The organism is Thermincola ferriacetica, from assembly GCF_001263415.1.
GTDB lineage: Bacteria > Bacillota > Thermincolia > Thermincolales > Thermincolaceae > Thermincola > Thermincola ferriacetica.
This window is the reverse complement of record NZ_LGTE01000001.1, coordinates 161284-177641: the sequence shown is the minus strand read 5'-3', so window position 1 is coordinate 177641 and position 16358 is coordinate 161284. Positions and strand designations below refer to the sequence as shown.

General features: G+C 44.1%; 16 protein-coding genes and 1 tRNA gene. 1 reads left to right on the top strand and 16 read right to left on the bottom strand.

All coding sequences use genetic code 11. From position 1 onward, the window contains the following. Positions 1–102: 102 nt before the first annotated feature. From Tfer_RS15770 to Tfer_RS00830, 6 genes are all read right to left on the bottom strand, one after another. Positions 103–270, bottom strand: coding sequence for a DUF2197 domain-containing protein (locus tag Tfer_RS15770; RefSeq protein ID WP_013120098.1), 168 nt, complete (start codon positions 268–270; stop codon positions 103–105). Positions 271–338: 68 nt separating this feature from the next. Further along, positions 339–629: a late competence development ComFB family protein gene (locus Tfer_RS00850; RefSeq protein ID WP_052216465.1), complete on the bottom strand. Its 291-nt coding sequence runs from the start codon at positions 627–629 to the stop codon at positions 339–341. A gap of 68 nt (positions 630–697) precedes the next feature. Then, positions 698–1264, bottom strand: a complete 567-nt coding sequence (locus Tfer_RS00845) for a GDSL-type esterase/lipase family protein (protein WP_052216464.1) — start codon at positions 1262–1264, stop codon at positions 698–700. A 73-nt stretch (positions 1265–1337) separates the two neighbouring features. Continuing rightward, positions 1338–1958, bottom strand: coding sequence for a potassium channel family protein (locus tag Tfer_RS00840; RefSeq protein ID WP_282432029.1), 621 nt, complete (start codon positions 1956–1958; stop codon positions 1338–1340). 15 nt (positions 1959–1973) lie between these two features. Next, positions 1974–2339: an ion channel gene (locus tag Tfer_RS00835; RefSeq protein ID WP_052216462.1), complete on the bottom strand. Its 366-nt coding sequence runs from the start codon at positions 2337–2339 to the stop codon at positions 1974–1976. Positions 2340–2641: 302 nt separating this feature from the next. After that, positions 2642–3475 (bottom strand): PHP domain-containing protein, encoded by an 834-nt coding sequence (locus Tfer_RS00830; protein WP_052216461.1) that lies wholly within the window; start codon positions 3473–3475, stop codon positions 2642–2644. Positions 3476–3558: 83 nt separating this feature from the next. Between Tfer_RS00830 and Tfer_RS00825 the strand changes: the two genes are divergently transcribed. After that, positions 3559–3634, top strand: a tRNA-Trp gene (locus Tfer_RS00825). Between the two features lie 152 nt (positions 3635–3786). Here the strand turns inward: Tfer_RS00825 and Tfer_RS00820 are convergent. From Tfer_RS00820 to yajC, 10 genes are all read right to left on the bottom strand, one after another. Continuing rightward, a complete protein-coding gene (locus Tfer_RS00820) occupies positions 3787–4260 on the bottom strand; it encodes a hypothetical protein (RefSeq protein ID WP_052216460.1) in 474 nt (157 codons plus the stop codon). Between the two features lie 81 nt (positions 4261–4341). After that, positions 4342–5193, bottom strand: a complete 852-nt coding sequence (locus Tfer_RS00815) for a delta-lactam-biosynthetic de-N-acetylase (RefSeq protein ID WP_052216459.1) — start codon at positions 5191–5193, stop codon at positions 4342–4344. Positions 5194–5335: 142 nt separating this feature from the next. Then, positions 5336–5956 carry an MBL fold metallo-hydrolase gene (locus Tfer_RS00810; RefSeq protein WP_052216458.1) on the bottom strand — a complete coding sequence of 207 codons (621 nt, stop codon included), beginning with the start codon at positions 5954–5956 and terminating at the stop codon, positions 5336–5338. A 51-nt stretch (positions 5957–6007) separates the two neighbouring features. Then, on the bottom strand, positions 6008–6457 hold the full coding sequence (dtd, locus tag Tfer_RS00805; RefSeq protein ID WP_052216457.1) for a D-aminoacyl-tRNA deacylase: 450 nt from the start codon (positions 6455–6457) through the stop codon (positions 6008–6010). Positions 6458–6873: 416 nt separating this feature from the next. Beyond that, positions 6874–9042: a RelA/SpoT family protein gene (locus tag Tfer_RS00800; protein ID WP_013120089.1), complete on the bottom strand. Its 2169-nt coding sequence runs from the start codon at positions 9040–9042 to the stop codon at positions 6874–6876. Between the two features lie 69 nt (positions 9043–9111). After that, positions 9112–12813 carry a single-stranded-DNA-specific exonuclease RecJ gene (gene recJ / locus Tfer_RS00795; RefSeq protein WP_052216456.1) on the bottom strand — a complete coding sequence of 1234 codons (3702 nt, stop codon included), beginning with the start codon at positions 12811–12813 and terminating at the stop codon, positions 9112–9114. 196 nt (positions 12814–13009) lie between these two features. Next, a complete protein-coding gene (gene secF, locus Tfer_RS00790; protein ID WP_052216455.1) occupies positions 13010–13912 on the bottom strand; it encodes a protein translocase subunit SecF in 903 nt (300 codons plus the stop codon). A 12-nt stretch (positions 13913–13924) separates the two neighbouring features. Beyond that, positions 13925–15163, bottom strand: a complete 1239-nt coding sequence (gene secD / locus Tfer_RS00785) for a protein translocase subunit SecD (RefSeq protein WP_052216453.1) — start codon at positions 15161–15163, stop codon at positions 13925–13927. 119 nt (positions 15164–15282) lie between these two features. After that, positions 15283–15942 carry an HD domain-containing protein gene (locus Tfer_RS00780; protein ID WP_052216452.1) on the bottom strand — a complete coding sequence of 220 codons (660 nt, stop codon included), beginning with the start codon at positions 15940–15942 and terminating at the stop codon, positions 15283–15285. A 100-nt stretch (positions 15943–16042) separates the two neighbouring features. After that, entirely contained in the window at positions 16043–16315 is a 273-nt protein-coding gene (gene yajC / locus Tfer_RS00775; protein ID WP_013120084.1) for a preprotein translocase subunit YajC, read from the bottom strand. Positions 16316–16358 lie beyond the last annotated feature (43 nt).

The following is a 16358-nucleotide window of genomic DNA, read 5'->3' as shown; positions in this document are numbered from 1 at the left end:
AATCCGCTAAGTGTACTGGTAAACAACCTTCTCCCCCCTTTTAGACGAACTGTTATTTTTGAATATTTCGTCAATTTACCATACAGAAGAATTCGCAAAGGCTTACATTGGCTTGTTGGGTTTTTGGCCTTCTTTGGCTTCATGATAGGTACGAGCCATGCAGAGGGTACAGATATATACAGCTTTCGGATTTTTGGATAACTTATTATATTCAACATGATCTTTGCCGATGCTTTCTTTTTTACCGCACATCATACACCTTACTTCCACCCTGACCCCTCCCTCAAATAAAATCGCTCTCTTATATTATTTTATGTAGGCCTATCCTATTTCTGTTCTTACTTGTCAGCAACTTCGTTTGCAGCATGGTGTGGTTGTCGGGAAACCTGCATGATGGCTTTCGTAATTTCTGTAACCACTTTTGTTCTTGTATCCAGGTAAGAGGCCAGCAGTTTGGAAAAGACTTCGCCCCTGTCGGTAACATAATACTGCGGCGGCAGATTGTTCAAAGCCTTGGCCATAATATCTAACTGGCAAGTTTCGCACTTGCAGATATCATCCCTGTCGGCCAGGATTTCTTTAAGTACCTGTTCCACCACAGTTTCCGTATAGTTATTTAATTTTTTCATCCCAACAACACCATCCAGCATCGTATTTTTTATATATATTTCAGCAACAAACGTAAAAAATCCTTCTTTTAGGGTGTAATTTCTCCATTACTCGACCGTAAGGCCTTTTTCAGAAAATCAACGGCCAATTTTCCCATGGCACGGTAACCGTCTGCGCTGGGATGAACCTCATCCAGGTAATACTCGGTCCGGCACCTATTATTTTTATCAAGCATAACAGGGCTAAAATCCAGGTAACTCAACCCTTTCTGCAAGGCGAAACCAGTAAGAAAACTCCTGTAGGGCGCCAGTCTTTTTTCCAGATATGAATCAGCAGAAGGAATGGGTAGGCCAATCAGCGTGGTAATGCTTGCTCCCTCAAGCATTTCTACGATTTTAGCAACATTTTGTGCATATGCGGTAACGTCCAAGCCCAGGTCGGCGTCATTAGTTCCTATCATTATAAAGGTATAGCTGGGGTTTTCCATTATGACATCTTTTTGCACCCGGCGCAACAGATCAAACGAAGTATCGCCATTTTCGCCGGCATTGACAGTTTCCAGACCGATATGTTCACCCGTGTATTTAACCCAGGAAGCGTCTGGGCCATAAGGAAATCCGTATGTAATGCTGTCGCCAAAGCAAACCAGTTTCATTTTCAACCACTCGTTTGAAAAAGTTTTTTGTCGATGTTTTTTGTCCATGTTGTTGTTAAATAAGATAATCTTCTCAGCGCGGCGAAGCCATTGCTTCCAATTCCGCCAACTGACTTCTGGTACCCAAAACTATTAATAAGTCTCCCCCCATGATAACATCGTCGGCTGATGGATTGTTGATAATGTCTTCACCGCGCTTGATGGCAACCACCATAGCGCCGGTCTTTTGTTTAATACCCGATTCCTTCAGGCATTTGCCCGCAAGAGGTGAGTTATTGCCAAGTACGATTTCTTCTATCTCTATCTCAAATCCCTGGTGAATTAAGGTTTCTACAAAATCCACGCTCACCGGTTTTAACATGGAAATTGCCATTCTCCGGCCGCCTATAACCGACGGCGATATAACTTTATCGGCCCCGGCTCTGATTAGCTTGTTTTGAGATTCCACATGATTCGCCCTGGCTACAACCTTAATGTGCGGATTTAATTCTTTACTGGTCAATGACACAAAAACATTGTCTGCATCACCGGGCAGAGCCGTGATTAATCCCCTGGCTTTTTTGATCCCGACTTTTTCCAATACCTCGTCTTCCGCAGCATCTCCTTCTATAGCCAAAATGCCCTCTGCCGTTAACTTGGCAATAATTTCCGGGTTCTTGTCAATTACCACAAAGGGGACATCTTCCTTAACCAACCGACTGATAACGTGCTATCCTACCCGCCCGGCCCCGCAAACGATTATATGGTTTTCCAGAGAACTAATCTTTTTTAGCATTTTTGTTCGCCCCACTATGTTTTTTAATTGTCCTTCCAGTATAATACCTACCACACTGCCAAAAACATAAGCAACTAAACTAACTCCCAGTGTTATAATCATCAATGTCAAGATTTTACCGGAAACGGTATGTGGTACCAAATTACCGAAACCCACCGTACTGGTGGTCAGGGTTGCTATCGTGACAGCAATAGCATCAAGTATATTGTACCCTTCAAGGTACATAAACCCGATGGTACCTGTAATAATAATTAAAAGAATAGTACTCAGGGCAAAAACAATCTTTTTTATCGGATTCAAAAACGCCACCTCTTTGAAAAAGGTATTCTCCCCACACAGTCCTATTTCCTTCAGATTTTACCAATTTCGACTTTTTTAATGTAACTTACTTCAATAACTTCTATTCAGCAAAAAAAATATGCCTTAAGACGGGCTTAAGGCAAACACCTTAATAATTTAAGGTGAAGGCGGGCTAAAATAGACGATGCACTTAAAAGATTTCTACATAATGATATAAATTCCTGCAACAGAAACAAAATTCTCGTACTTTTTTGTATTCTATATACCTTTTTCAACCAAAATATACCTTTTTTAACAAACACTTAAAAAAGCTTCTTACTTTCTTTTAATGATGCTACTACCGCATCGGGTATTTCTGTCTCGCCCAAAACCACCGGAGTAATGGTACCATGGTAATCGCTTCCGCCTGTCATCAGCAGACCATGGTCTAAAGCCATTTTCTCATATTTGGCTATATAGTTATTCTTGTTGGGCCCAAAATAATTATAATACACTTCCAGACCCGATATGCCCATTTTAATGAGATCCAATACCAGATTATCGTCTCCTATTAACCCCGGATGAGCCAGGATAGGAATTCCCCTTGCTGATTTAATTAAATCTACCGCCTCGGCAGAAGGGAAATTATAACAACTGTAGGCTTTTCCTTCCTGGTTAAAATATAATCCCAATATCCTAGCGGCATCTTCCCTGGTTTTAATGTAGCCCTTTAATTTTAAAACCTGCATGATATGCCCTTTTGATATAGGCCCGCCAAAACAACTAAGTCTTTCTACTTCATCCCATTCTATGTCAAAACCACAACGGCGAATTTTTTCCACCATGGCCATGGCACACCGGTTTTTATCCTTTCGCAGTTCGGTTAAGCGTTTTTGAAAATTAATATCGTTTACATCAATAAAATATCCCAAAATATGGATTTCTTTGTTTTTATGCCAGGTCTGCAGCTCAAGGGCAGGTATAATTTCCAGTCCTTTACCCTCTGCCATATCCTTCACTGCAGTATATCCGGCCGTATTTTCATGGTCGGCAAAAGCAATTGTTTTTAGACCTGCTTGTACCGCCAGGTCAACAACCTCCGCAGGGCTGATATTTCCGTCAGAAGCGCTGGTATGAATGTGTAAATCAACAGCCATCAGTTTTCTCCCCAAGATTTGTCAGTGTTTTTCTATTGACGAATGCCATCTTTTTGGTTATACTATTTAATGCAACAAGATACAGGGGAGTAGCTCAATTGGTAGAGTAGCGGTCTCCAAAACCGTTGGTTGCGGGTTCGAGTCCTGTCTCCCCTGCCATAAAAAACATACACTGCAAATTATTGCAGTGTTTTTTTATTTTTCGATACTTCATTATACCATTAATGCATACCCATGAAAATCCGTTTGTCCAAAAAACTGTTATTTTAACTCCTAAGCAAAACAGGGCGCTTTTTAGGCGCCCTATAGCATTATCGTATTAAATCTTGCACAATAACCCAACGACCGTCGGGTTCCTGGTTTACCACTATGTCATGGCGCCGGTTGGCCCAAGCATCTTCTTTCGCAAAATCGGTGCCTTTTACTCTGCCCGGATCTATATAATCCCATGACACCACCGCAGTTTCGTATACTTCCGCCCTGGCCTGTTTACCGCTGATCTTTAAGTTTTCTATTCTTATGGAATAGGAATACTTTAAATCCTTGACATTATCCCACTGTCCCTTTGGCGACCAATCCAACAACCCTTTACTCTGCTGCAGCGCTTCCGGACTGAAATATTTTGTTAAAGGCTGTTTATCCTGATATTTAAAAACAGCTTCCGCCCGGGCCTTAAAAGCATCGTTGATAACCTGCTCAACATCTTTGGCAGTCTGGCTGCTTCCACATCCGATTAAAAACACGAAGCAGAAAAATATTGTAAGAATCAATGTTTTTCTCAACATAAGCCTCTCCCCTGTAATAAAGCAAACCTAATTATTTTAAATTATTATACTATAGATAGGGGGACTAGCATAGACAGACCATTATTTATCTATTTCATAAATAGGAACAATTTTAAAACCCTTAGCCCTGGTCTGTAAAATAATTTGTTCCAGCCCCTGGACAACCTCTTCGGAGTTGCCATGGAGGAGAACTACTGCTCCATTGTGCAGATAGTTTACCACTCCCTCAACAGCTTTATGGGCGCCTCCCATCGGCATCCAGTCGCGCATAGCGATACTCCAGAAAGCAGTGGTATACCCTAGTTCCTGAGTTACCCTGAGACTTTTTTCACTGTATTCCCCCATCGGCGGTCGCATGTATTTATATTTTGGCAGGCTACCTGTTACTTCTTTGGCCACATTCTCCCAGCCGCGAATCTCGGCTTTTATTTTTTCTTCACTGAGGGTAGGTAGGCTTTTGTGGGAACAGGTATGATTGCCTAATAAATGGCCTTCGGCCACCATTCTTTTAGCCAACTCCCGATTTGATCTCAGCCAGTGAGCAGTAACAAAGAAACTGGCTTTAACATTATGTTTTTTCAGAGTATCCAGCATAGCAGGAGTTAATCCTTCTTTTTCGTAACCCATGTCGAAAGTCAGAGTAACCTGTTTTTTGCCGGTATTGCCGACAAAAAGGGCACCGTATTTTTTAATCAACTGTTTTTGGCGAACAGTTATTTCCGGTGTTTTACCGTCCCGGGATTTTACAAACCCCCAACCCTCGGGCACCCTTTGGGTAGGTGAAACCGGTTCAGGTTTCCGTTGTACCGAATTTGGCAGGGAAAAACGGTTTTCATTAATAAACTCCTTTTGGTCAAACCAGCGAACATTTAACCCCAAAATAAATCCAAAAGCCAGAACCCCAATAATCAGGACCAAATTTTTTTTCTGCATCTTATTTCCCCCTATTATCATTGCCGTGTAAAATTGTTTAACTGCTAGGTCTATTGACTATTCTGTTCAATTTTAGGGGGATTTAACGCAGGAAAATTAAGTTTATTGATAATTTTTCTGCGTAAAATATGCAAAAAGGGCATTAGGCAAGAAATGGATTATACTTTTTCTCCTGCCCGATACTGGATTTCCCCATATGCCCGGGGTACACTTCCGTATCGTCGGGTAGGGTCATTAATTTGGTCTTAATGGACCTGATAATTTCGTCAAAGGAACCGCCGGGAAAATCGGTTCTCCCAATGGAACCGGCAAAAAGCGTATCGCCGGTAAAGACTACGTCTCCGGCCAGGAGACAGATACCTCCCCTGGTGTGCCCAGGAGTATGGATAACCTTTAGTTTTACATTACCTATCTCGATTTCGTCACCATCATTCAACAAACGGTCTGCCGGCTGCTGTCTAACAGGCACACCCATAAAAGCCGAAAGATTCAAATTGGGGTTTTCCAGCATAGCCGCATCCTGCGTATGTATCAGCAGTTCAGCGCCTGTCTTTTCCTTTAACTCCTCATTGGCAGCGATATGGTCTATATGCCCATGAGTGTTAATGATATATTTTAACTGTAAACCCTGATTGTTGAGGTAAGATATAATTTTCGCAGCATCTCCGCCGGGATCAATGACAGCCGCCTCTTTTGTCTCCTCGCAGTTGACGATATAACAATTTGCCCCCATAGGCCCCACGGCCATACTTTTGATATTCATATGTGTCCTCCTTAATCAGTGGTCTCCGGCCAATCGGCCCGGTCAATGTTTTTAAAAATTCTTTTTACTGTCCAGCAGCAGGGTTACCGGACCGTCATTTTGGATATCAACTACCATATGGGTTCTAAACCTTCCCTGCTCTACCTTAACCCCATAACCCTGAACGAAATCTACAAATTTTAAATAAAGTTTTTCTGCTTCCGCTGGTGGAGCGGCCTCCGCAAACCCCGGCCTTCTGCCCTTTCTGCAGTCTCCGTATAAAGTAAATTGTGAAACGGCCAGGACCTCTCCCGCAATATCCAGCAGGGACAGGTTCATCTTGCCGCCGGCATCTTCAAAAATGCGTAAGTTAACAATTTTGTCAGCCATATACCGGGCATCTTCTACAGTATCGCCATTACCGACACCCAATAATACTACTAAACCTTGGCCTATTGCGCCGACAACTTCCGAATTAACCGTTACTTTTCCATGCGTAACCCTTTGAACTACTGCTCTCACAGTTCTCCTCCTGCTTCTTTATTACCGGTAACCCCGGTAACCCGTGGCTGTTGATTTCAATGTATTTTTTGATTACCACTTTAGTAGTGAAACAATCGTTGCTCCGAAGCTACGGGCGGAAATCGTTTACCACAGAGAATTTATTACACTAAAATCTTCTTTTTCCTCGGCGTACTTTGTAGTTTTAAAAAAATCACCACAGAGGGCACGAAGAACACTGAGGAAACATTGAGAAAAGAGTAAACAGGAAAATAACAAAGAAAGCATTTGAAATTCAATGACCGGAGAAGCCGGAAACTTAACTTTTGAAACTTAATCTCTGTGGACTCTGTGGTTTAAAAAAGTATGCTTTATAGCTGGATTTCCACCATATAGTGACAGTAGCCGTTACCGGGTTACCGGTTACCGGTCACGGGTTAAACCTTTGGAGTGACCCGCCAAACATCGTAAACATCTTTCACGCGGCGAATTTTGCTCATAATGTTTTCCAATTGCTCGAGGCTGCCGATTTCCAGCACCAGATCAATGGTAGCCTGTTTGTTTTTAGTCCCCCGGGCATTCACCCAATCAGCGCTTATTCTCATTTCAGACAAAATGAGCATAACATCTGTAAGCAGACCGGCCCGGTCCATAGCTGATATTTCCAAATGCACATGATAAGAACCCCTGTCTGTATCGTCCCAACTAACCTGAATCATCCGTTCGCCTTCACTCAGGCTGTGGTTGACAAGGTTTCGACAGTCTTTCCTGTGCACTGAAACTCCCCGTCCCCTGGTAATATAGCCAATGATGGGGTCGCCGGGTACAGGATTGCAGCACCGGGCCAGGCGGATCATAACATCCTGCTGCCCTTCTACCTTAATCCCCTGGCTTGACGCTTTCTTCTTTTTGGAATGCTCTTTCTTTAATAATTCCTCTATCTTGACGTTCTTACCCTGCTTCTGCTGTTCATCCTTCAGTTTGGCTATAACCTGCTGGGGAGTAAAAACCCCATTACCCAGGGAGGCGTATAAATCATCAAGGGTGACGAGATTAAATTTCCGCGGAAGCTCTGATAGTCTTTCAGGCTTTAAAAATTCTGCTACATCGTAACCTGCTTTTTTAACTTCCTTTTCAAGGGCATCCCGCCCCTTGATGATATTTTCCTCTCTTTTTTCTTTTTTAAACCAGGCCCGAATTTTACTCCTGGCTTCCGAAGTTTTTACTATATTCAGCCAGTCCCTGCTGGGCCCGGCTGCCTGCTTCTGCGTCAATATTTCCACTATATCGCCATTGGCCAGCTTATAATCAAGAGGCACTATCTTGCCGTTTACTTTGGCGCCGATACAGCGGTGACCTACCTGTGTGTGAATACGGTAAGCAAAGTCTATAGGTATTGCGCCGGCAGGCAGTTCTACAACATCGCCTTTGGGAGTGAATACAAATACTGCGTCGGAAAACAGGTCTATCTTAAGAGTCTCCATAAATTCCCTGGCGTCACGCATATCATTCTGCCATTCCAACAATTGCCGCAACCAGGCCAGCTTATTCTCGAATTCTTCATCGCCACGGCCACCACCTTCTTTATACCTCCAGTGAGCCGCGATACCGTATTCGGCGGTGCGGTGCATTTCCCAGGTCCGGATCTGAATTTCAAAAGGTTCGCCGTTCGGACCGATAACCGTTGTATGCAGTGACTGGTACATATTTGACTTGGGCATGGCAATGTAATCCTTGAAACGCCCCGGTATGGGCTTCCAAAGGGTATGAATGATACCGAGAGCGCCATAGCAGTCTTTTACTGTATCGACAATAACCCGTACCGCCAGTAAATCATAAATTTCTGCCAGTTCCTTCTGTTGCTCCAGCATTTTTTTATAAATACTGTAAAAATGTTTCGGCCTGCCCTGGATATCGGCTTTTATCCCGACGTTTTCAAGCTTTTCCGCCAATATTTGGGTCACCCGGGCGATATATTCTTCCCGCTCTGCCCGTTTTTGGGCAATACCGTCAACCAGTTCGTAATATTTCTTAGGCTCCAGGTACCTGAGGGCCAGGTCTTCAAGTTCCCACTTTATTTTGAAAATACCGAGCCGGTGGGCCAATGGCGCAAATATCTCAAGGGTCTCTTCGGATATTTCCTTTTGCTTGGGTTCCGCCAGATGTTTGAGTGTGCGCATATTATGAAGGCGGTCAGCCAATTTTATCAATATAACCCGAATGTCTTTAGCCATGGCCAAAAACATTTTGCGCAGGTTTTCAACCTGTTGTTCCATCTTGTTTTTATATGAAATACGGCTTAACTTGGTAACGCCGTCAACAAGCAGGGCAATTTCAACTCCGAATTTCTCCTCAATGGTTTCTAGAGGACTATCCGTGTCTTCAACGACATCGTGCAATAATCCGGCCGCGATGGTAACAACATCCAGTTCTAAATCAGCCAGAATGTGCGCAACACTGAGCGGATGTATAATGTAAGGTTCCCCCGAAATCCTGGTCTGACCTTCGTGGGCCTTTTCCGCAAACCTGTATGTTTCTTCAATAAATTTTTCATCAACTTGAGGGTTGTACTGTTTTATTTTTGCCAAAAGTTTATCCAGGCCCATAAAGCCATCATCTCCGTCTGAGAGTTCACTTTTCGCCGTGATTACCTAATTATTTATTATAACATAAATTTATCCCAATGTGCTATTGAGCATCTGCCCTTCAATTCCGGAATTTGTTGCATATTTACTCGGAAAAATCGCCCGGTTTACCTGATTGAGCAGTTCTTCTGATGAAGCGTCAAAAAACGCCTGCTGAAATTCCTGAAAAGCCGCTTTCTCTTCCTGTCCCTCAAGAAATCGCAACGAGTTCTCCAGGTTTATTTTATTTCCCGGCGGCGGGTTGACAAATATTTGCCTTTCTCTTCCGACCGATTCCCGGCGTATAAGTCCTAATTCTTCCAGTATGCCCAGACCGCAGGATACAGAACTGTCCTTGGCCAGGCGCATCCCCGCCTTTTCCATTTTGTGAGCAATTTCTTTGTTGGTTAACCTGATTTCTCCCCAATCATTTTTCAACTGCTGCAGCGCTGTATAAAGCGCAGCCAGAAAATCCCGCCCCGGCGCCGCCAATTCCAGGATAAATTCGTTAATCCTGATATCCTTTGGCCCACAAAGGAGGTGAATATGGCTTGTACCCCCGTCGCGACCGGCCCGGCCGCTCTGCTGGTTAAACTCGGTAAAATTGAAATTCAGGTGGTACAATACTACATGCCGTACATCAGGGATGTCAATTCCTTCACCAAAGGCAGAAGTTGCCACAATAGCCAGAAGCTCGCCTTCCTTAAACATTTTTTCAATTGTATGCCGGTGCTCATTCTTCAGTCCGGCATGGTAATAGGCAATTTTATCGGCTAGATGAGGATTAGCTTCCCTTAGCATCAGGGCCAGTTCAACAGCTTTCAGACGGCTGTTAACATAGATAATCGTTTTTCCGCCGGTGGCCAGCACCTGTTTAATATAAGCGCTTTTATCCTCAATCCCTCGTTTATCTATTAACTGTAAGTTTTTCCTCACATATGGGTCGATGACCACTTGGTTAATTGCCAGCACAGCAATTATTTCCTGCGCAACTTCATCGTTGGCTGTTGCGGTAACGGCAAGAGTAAGAGGCCGGCCCAGGCCTTCCGCTATATGGGAAATACGTTTGTATGCAGGCCGGTGGGACAACGAAGACATGCTGATATGATGGCTTTCGTCCACCACAAACAGTCCTATTTTTTTGGGCATGGCCAAGATTTTTTCCATGTGGAAAGACAAAAACTCAGGCGTAGTTAACAAAATATCTATATCACCGGCCTCCAATACGGCAAAAAGCATCGCCCTTTCGCCGGCGCTGAGGGTGCCGTTGCCCTTATAAATGCGCATGCCCAGCGCTGAAAGTTTGTTTAACATGGCTTCATATTGGTCATTAACCAGAGCGCGCAGAGGATAAACTATGATAGTCAGAGCATCTTCTTTAATAGCTTTATACACAGCCATGGATTGAAAGACAGCGGATTTACCTCTGCCCGTTCCAAAAATAGCCAAGGTATTGTTACCTTCCAAAAGGCTCTGCAAAGCCGCAAGCTGCGACTCCCGATAGGGGTAAGGCCCCAGGAGTGCTCCCCGGACAGCTTCCAACAATTTTTTTTCGTCCAAGGATTTTAGGCGTTTCCTGATGTCTGCAAGAATAGCCCGTTTCTCAGCAAAAGATTTATCCTGAACCTTTTGAATAATAATATTCAGCCCGTAGTTTTTATCCTGTCCGCCGGTTACATTGGAAACCAGGGTCAGGTATTGTTCCCCTTTATCCAGCAACGGCGCAAAATGTTTGGCTAAACGGGCATTGAGATATCCTACCTGTTCCCCGCTCCTGTTTTCAACCCGCACTGCATTTGGGTCATGCGGGTTATTGTGTTCCCGGACCAGGAACAATTTTTCTCCTTCTCTCAGCCTGGCCACAATTTCCTGCCTATTATCAAAACTAACACCGACAACTTTAGTATAAAACTCTTCCTTTTCACCAATATTGCGGTAGTAGTCGTCAACAAGGTACTCTGCCGCATGGTCAAACAGCTCGTCAAGAAAGCTTTTCGGCGTCTCCTGTTCTGCGGATGGGGAGCTGGCTCTAAAAGGATTGTCGGGAGAACCTGCCTGTTTTATGGCCCTGACGTTTAACTGCAGGTTGGACCTGCCGTTCCAGTCATTTTTCTTCAGTTCAAAAACTATATCTATTTTGTCTGCGAAATTTATTGAATTTTTGCATGCCGATAAATTAAAACCAATAGCTTCCATCAGCAGCTTTTCGTTCATTATTTTCATTTTCAGGTGCTTACCATCGCTACCGACCTTCCGACAATCAATAATATCCGCCTGACGGCAAGCAAAGAGCGGCGTCGGGTTGCCAAACCCGAAAGGTTCCAACGCCACCAGTTGGTTATATAAATCAAAGGTCACATCCTTGAAAGAGATTTCTCCATCAATTGGGAGCGTTTCGGCCATATGCTCTGCAGTAATCTGTTGATCTACAATTTCATTGAAAGCAGCGGTAAAAGCAGAAATATCATCAACGTTCAAAGTTAAACCGGCAGCTTGGCTGTGGCCTCCATATTTCTTTAAAAACGCCTCGCACGACTGCAGGGCCGCAAACAAGTTGAAGCCCGGTATGCTTCTGGCTGAACCTTTAGCAACCTCGCCGTTCACAGACAACAAAATCACCGGCCGACAGTACCTGTTAACCAATTTGGAAGCAACAATCCCGACTATTCCCAGGTGCCAGTCAGGCCGAGCCAAAACAAACGCTTTGTTGTCTAAAAGACTATTACTTTCGATAATTTCCACAGCCTCCGTAAAAATAAGATTTTCAATGGCCTGTCTTTCCTTGTTGGCCCTGTCCAGCGCTTTGGCGATACTGACAGCCTTTTCCCTGTTTTTTTCCCGCAGTAACCTTACACCTTTAGCTGCATGGTCAATTCTGCCCACGGCATTTAGCCTGGGCGCAAGAGCAAAGGAAATCTGCTCAGAATCAATGCTTTGGTCCGCCAGACCGGCCACCTCAATCAGGGCTGCCAGTCCTTCCCGATGGCCGGCATTAATTAATTGCAGACCCTGCTTAGTAGTAATCCTGTTTTCCCCGACTAGCGGAACCATATCAGCTACCGTGCCTAAAGCTACAAGGTCCAGCAATTTGGGGGCCAAGTATTCTTTTTCATGGGCCCGTAAAAGCGCCTGGGCAAGTTTAAAGGCCACGCCCACGCCGGCCAATTCTTTAAAAGGGTATGTACACCAGGCCTGTTTGGGGTTGATCACGGCATAAGCCTGCGGGATATGTTCCGGCGGCTCATGGTGGTCAGTAATAATAATCTCCAATCCGTTGTCCCGGGCCCAGGACACTTCATCAGCGGAAGATATTCCACAATCAACAGTAATAACTAAATTGAAACCTTGTTCCTTAATCGTTTTCAGGCTATTTATATTTAACCCGTAGCCTTCTGTCAGCCGGTGCGGTATGTAAAAGTCACAAGCAGCGCCCAGAAATTCAAGAGTGTCAAGCAGTAATACCGTACTGGTTATGCCGTCCACATCGTAGTCACCATACACCAAAATACGCTGATTTTCTTTGATAGCCTGCTTTATTCGCTGTACTGCCTCCTCCATGCCGTGCATCTGCAAGGGGTCGTACAGGTCTTCCAGAGAACCGAAAAGGAAAGTCCGGGCTTCCTCAACAGAACAGATGCCCCTGTTAGCTAAAATTTGGGCCGTTATTTTAGAAATACCTAACCGGCGGGCCAAAAGTTCCTGGATAAAAGTGTTGTTATTGTGAAAAGACCAGATCGTTTTATAATGCTCCATTTTTCCTCCCCAATTTCACCTATCGACTTAAGAAAAATGCTTCGCCGGCGCGAAGCGTAAAGGCTATTCTCTTGGAAAAACACTCCATTATAATGATTTCGACTTCCGGTTAGTTATTCCTTTTTTGTTAAACAAAAAGCCCAGCCGCTCGTGACCGGTTAACGGTCAGTGCGGTCGGGCCATTATTAGATTTGCTTTAGGTCTTGGCCAATTTACGCCGGCGTTGTTCCCAATACTTAAATTCCACCCATAACGGGCTGGCGTTAAATATTGAGGAATAGGCCCCACTAATGACACCAATGAGCATAGCCAGCGTGAAGTAACGGATTGTAGAACCTCCGAAAATCAACAGAGCAACCAGGACGATAATAACGGTGAGAACGGTATTGATAGACCTGGCCATGGTCTGCATGATACTTTTGTTGACCAGTTCCTCAAAGTTCTCGTCCTTTTTCTTACGGTGCAGGTTTTCCCTGATCCGGTCAAAAATAACGATGGTATCATTGATGGAATAACCAATGATGGTCAGAATAGCGGCAACAAAAGCGCTGTCTACTTCCCACCAGAAGATGGAGAAGATACCCATAGTTACAAAAACGTCATGTAACAAAGCTATAATAGCCGCAATACCAAATTTAAATTCAAACCGAAAAGTGATGTAAATCACCATTAATACCGAAGCAATAGCTAAAGCCCAAATAGCATTTAAAGTCAGTTCTTTTCCTATGACAGGCTTCACTTCATTGCGGCTCAGTTTACCTTCCTGATAAGGCGCCACATCGTTTTTGAAGGCATCCAGAACCTGTTTATATTCCTTGTCGGTCAAGGGTTTAGTCCTGATGATAAATTCCCCTGTTGCCGTCTTTTGAATAACACTGTTACCCAGGTCTAGTTTGTCCAGTGCCTGTCTCACATCGGAGACAGAAACGTTTTTAGTAAAGGAAACAGTAATAATGTTGCCACCGGTAAAGTCTATTCCCAGGTTAAGGGGCGCTCCAAGAGTAAAGGTCTTGATGATCATTGAAGCAATACCGGCCAATATAATAATTAATGAAATCGCGAACCAGATTTTCCTTTTTCCGATAATATCCAGTGTCATCCGAGCCACCCCCTACGCACCGTATAATTTCTTGTTGGTTATGAGTTTCGAATCGGCCAGGTTTCTTAGCATGAACCGGGTCAGGGTAATTGCCGTAAACATACTCGCCAAAATACCGATGCTTAACGTTATGGCAAACCCGCGAATAGCGCCTGTACCGAAATAATACAGGATAGCCGCGGCAATCAGCGTAGTTACGTTGGAATCGAATACGGTCCAGAAGGCCCTGGAAAACCCGGATTCAATAGACCGGCGCAGGGAGTTGCCTTCCCGCAGCTCTTCTTTAACCCGTTCAAATATAATGATGTTAGCATCTACGGCCATCCCTATTGACAAGAGGAATCCGGCAATGCCGGGCAGCGTCAGGGTAGCCTGCAACGCAGCAAAAAGACCTAACACTATCAAGGCATAAGCGGCAAGAGCCACATTAGCAATCAGACCCGGTATCCGGTAATAGGCAATCATAAAGATTAAAATGGCGATAATACCAACAATACCGGCCTTAGTGGACTTAGCCAAGGAATCGGCGCCCAGGGTAGGACCAACGGTTTGGGTATAAACTTTTTCCATCTTCACAGGAAGCGCACCCGAGCGAAGGAGAACTGCCATTTTGGCTGCTTCTTCCAGTGTGTTATAGCCGTTTATCTGGGCTCGTCCATTAGGAATGGGCTCCCTGACCACAGGATTTTGCAGTTGTTGCTGGTCAAGGTAAATGCCGATTCTTCTCCTTGGGTCGCTCTCACTGTATTTTTGTACCAGTTCAGATGTTACGTCGGCAAATTTTTTGGTACCTTCCTTGTTAAATTCCAATGCTACATAAATTTCTCCCGTAGTAGGGTTTTTTGCCGCCTGAGCATCCTTCAGATCACTGCCGGATACTACCACCTTACCGTCGGATGTTTTAAACTGCAAAACCGCTGTTTTACCGATTAAATCAATAGCCGCATCTGGGTTTTTAATACCGGCCAATTCCACAATAAGTCTTCTTTTTCCTTCTCTTTGTATGATGGGTTCTTTGACCCCTGTTTCATTAACCCGTCGTTCAATGACAGCCTTCACCCTGTCAAGGGAGTCATCAGTAACCGGAGCCTCCGGAGTGTCAACAGCCTCCATTACCACATGAAGACCACCTTGCAGGTCAAGTCCGAGATTAATGTGCTTTTGGAAAACTTTAAAATGAATTAATAGGTACCCTGAAACAGCTATGAGTGCAATCGTTAACAACAGGGATATGAGACTTTTGGTTCGCATTGTTTAACCTCCCTCGCTTTGGCTCCTTTTACAAATTACGGAAACCATATATAAAGACCCCAGAGGCAGAAAACCCCTAGGGTCTATTATATAACTGCTCATTAGATGTGTCAATGAATCTATAACAAACGGGCCCCGTTAATCTCCAACTCGAAACTCGCATTCAGAAAATCCGCTGCCCTGCGGCACAATATCATCCGGCTTAAAAATATTTCAAAATATTCCATGATAGGTACAATATCTATGTCAATGGTCAGTTCCATGGTAATTGTCCGCTTTTCAGTGTTTACCCTTAAAAAAGAATGCTCTACCGCATAGTTTACCCGGTCGTGGATATCAAAAGTGGCAAAGTCCTGGTTCCTTACCCTGGAACGATGCACGTCGGACTTATCAGCCAGAATCAGGGCTGCCGCAACGCTGTTGACGGGATGGCCATATTCTTCCTCGTGGTTGCCAATGGCAGAAATTATCGTGGCTACTTCATCGGGAGGCATGCCCATCCTGGTTAAAACATAAAAAGCTATGGTGGCGCCTGACTGCCCGTGGTCATACCGGCTGATAACATTCCCCAGATCATGCATGTAACCTGCTATCGCGGCTAATTCAGCTTCCCGCTTTGAATAATTTAGTTTTTCCAGCACATGCCGGGCAATGCTGGATATCAGATTAATATGCCTGTAACCATGTTCCGTAAAGCCCATGACACCTAAATATTCATTTCCCTTGCGGATAAAAGTATCCACCACTGGATCCTTTTTTACGTCTGCAAGTGTAATCAAACCCGGTCCTCCTTTTCAAATGAATATATCTTATTCTATACTTTGCATACTCCTTACATTCGAAAACAGTTGGCCCGGGCATGACCCGACGCCAACTGTTTTATTTCTTTTCTTCCTTGTCATTGCGGTAGGCAATGGCTGTTTTTAGAATTTCTATTTTTACGTTATCAGCAATTTTTAAAATCACGGTCTTGTCCTTTACTTTAACAATTGTACCCAGAATACCGCCTATTGTAGTTACCTCCGTATTTTCCTGCAGGCTGTTGATTAACTGCTGGTGTTTTTTCTGTCTCTGTTGCTGGGGTCTGATAATCATAAAATAAAAAATAGCTAACAGGGCTATAAGATAAAGTATTGGTCCAAAATCTTTCATTTACACGCCTCCCTAGTTTTTCGTCTCAACTCTTTATTCTGCT

What these genes read in the sequence shown, in the direction of transcription:
- Tfer_RS00830 (WP_052216461.1), bottom strand. Translation starts at nt 3,475, where the DNA reads ATGGCTGTTGATTTACACATTCATACCAGCGCTTCTGACGGAAATATC.
- Tfer_RS00845 (WP_052216464.1), bottom strand. Translation starts at nt 1,264, where the DNA reads ATGAAACTGGTTTGCTTTGGCGACAGCATTACATACGGATTTCCTTAT.
- secD (WP_052216453.1), bottom strand. Translation starts at nt 15,163, where the DNA reads ATGCGAACCAAAAGTCTCATATCCCTGTTGTTAACGATTGCACTCATA.
- secF (WP_052216455.1), bottom strand. Translation starts at nt 13,912, where the DNA reads ATGACACTGGATATTATCGGAAAAAGGAAAATCTGGTTCGCGATTTCA.
- Tfer_RS00820 (WP_052216460.1), bottom strand. Translation starts at nt 4,260, where the DNA reads ATGTTGAGAAAAACATTGATTCTTACAATATTTTTCTGCTTCGTGTTT.
- recJ (WP_052216456.1), bottom strand. Translation starts at nt 12,813, where the DNA reads ATGGAGCATTATAAAACGATCTGGTCTTTTCACAATAACAACACTTTT.
- Tfer_RS00815 (WP_052216459.1), bottom strand. Translation starts at nt 5,193, where the DNA reads ATGCAGAAAAAAAATTTGGTCCTGATTATTGGGGTTCTGGCTTTTGGA.
- Tfer_RS00800 (WP_013120089.1), bottom strand. Translation starts at nt 9,042, where the DNA reads ATGGGCCTGGATAAACTTTTGGCAAAAATAAAACAGTACAACCCTCAA.
- Tfer_RS00810 (WP_052216458.1), bottom strand. Translation starts at nt 5,956, where the DNA reads ATGAATATCAAAAGTATGGCCGTGGGGCCTATGGGGGCAAATTGTTAT.
- yajC (WP_013120084.1), bottom strand. Translation starts at nt 16,315, where the DNA reads ATGAAAGATTTTGGACCAATACTTTATCTTATAGCCCTGTTAGCTATT.
- Tfer_RS00850 (WP_052216465.1), bottom strand. Translation starts at nt 629, where the DNA reads ATGAAAAAATTAAATAACTATACGGAAACTGTGGTGGAACAGGTACTT.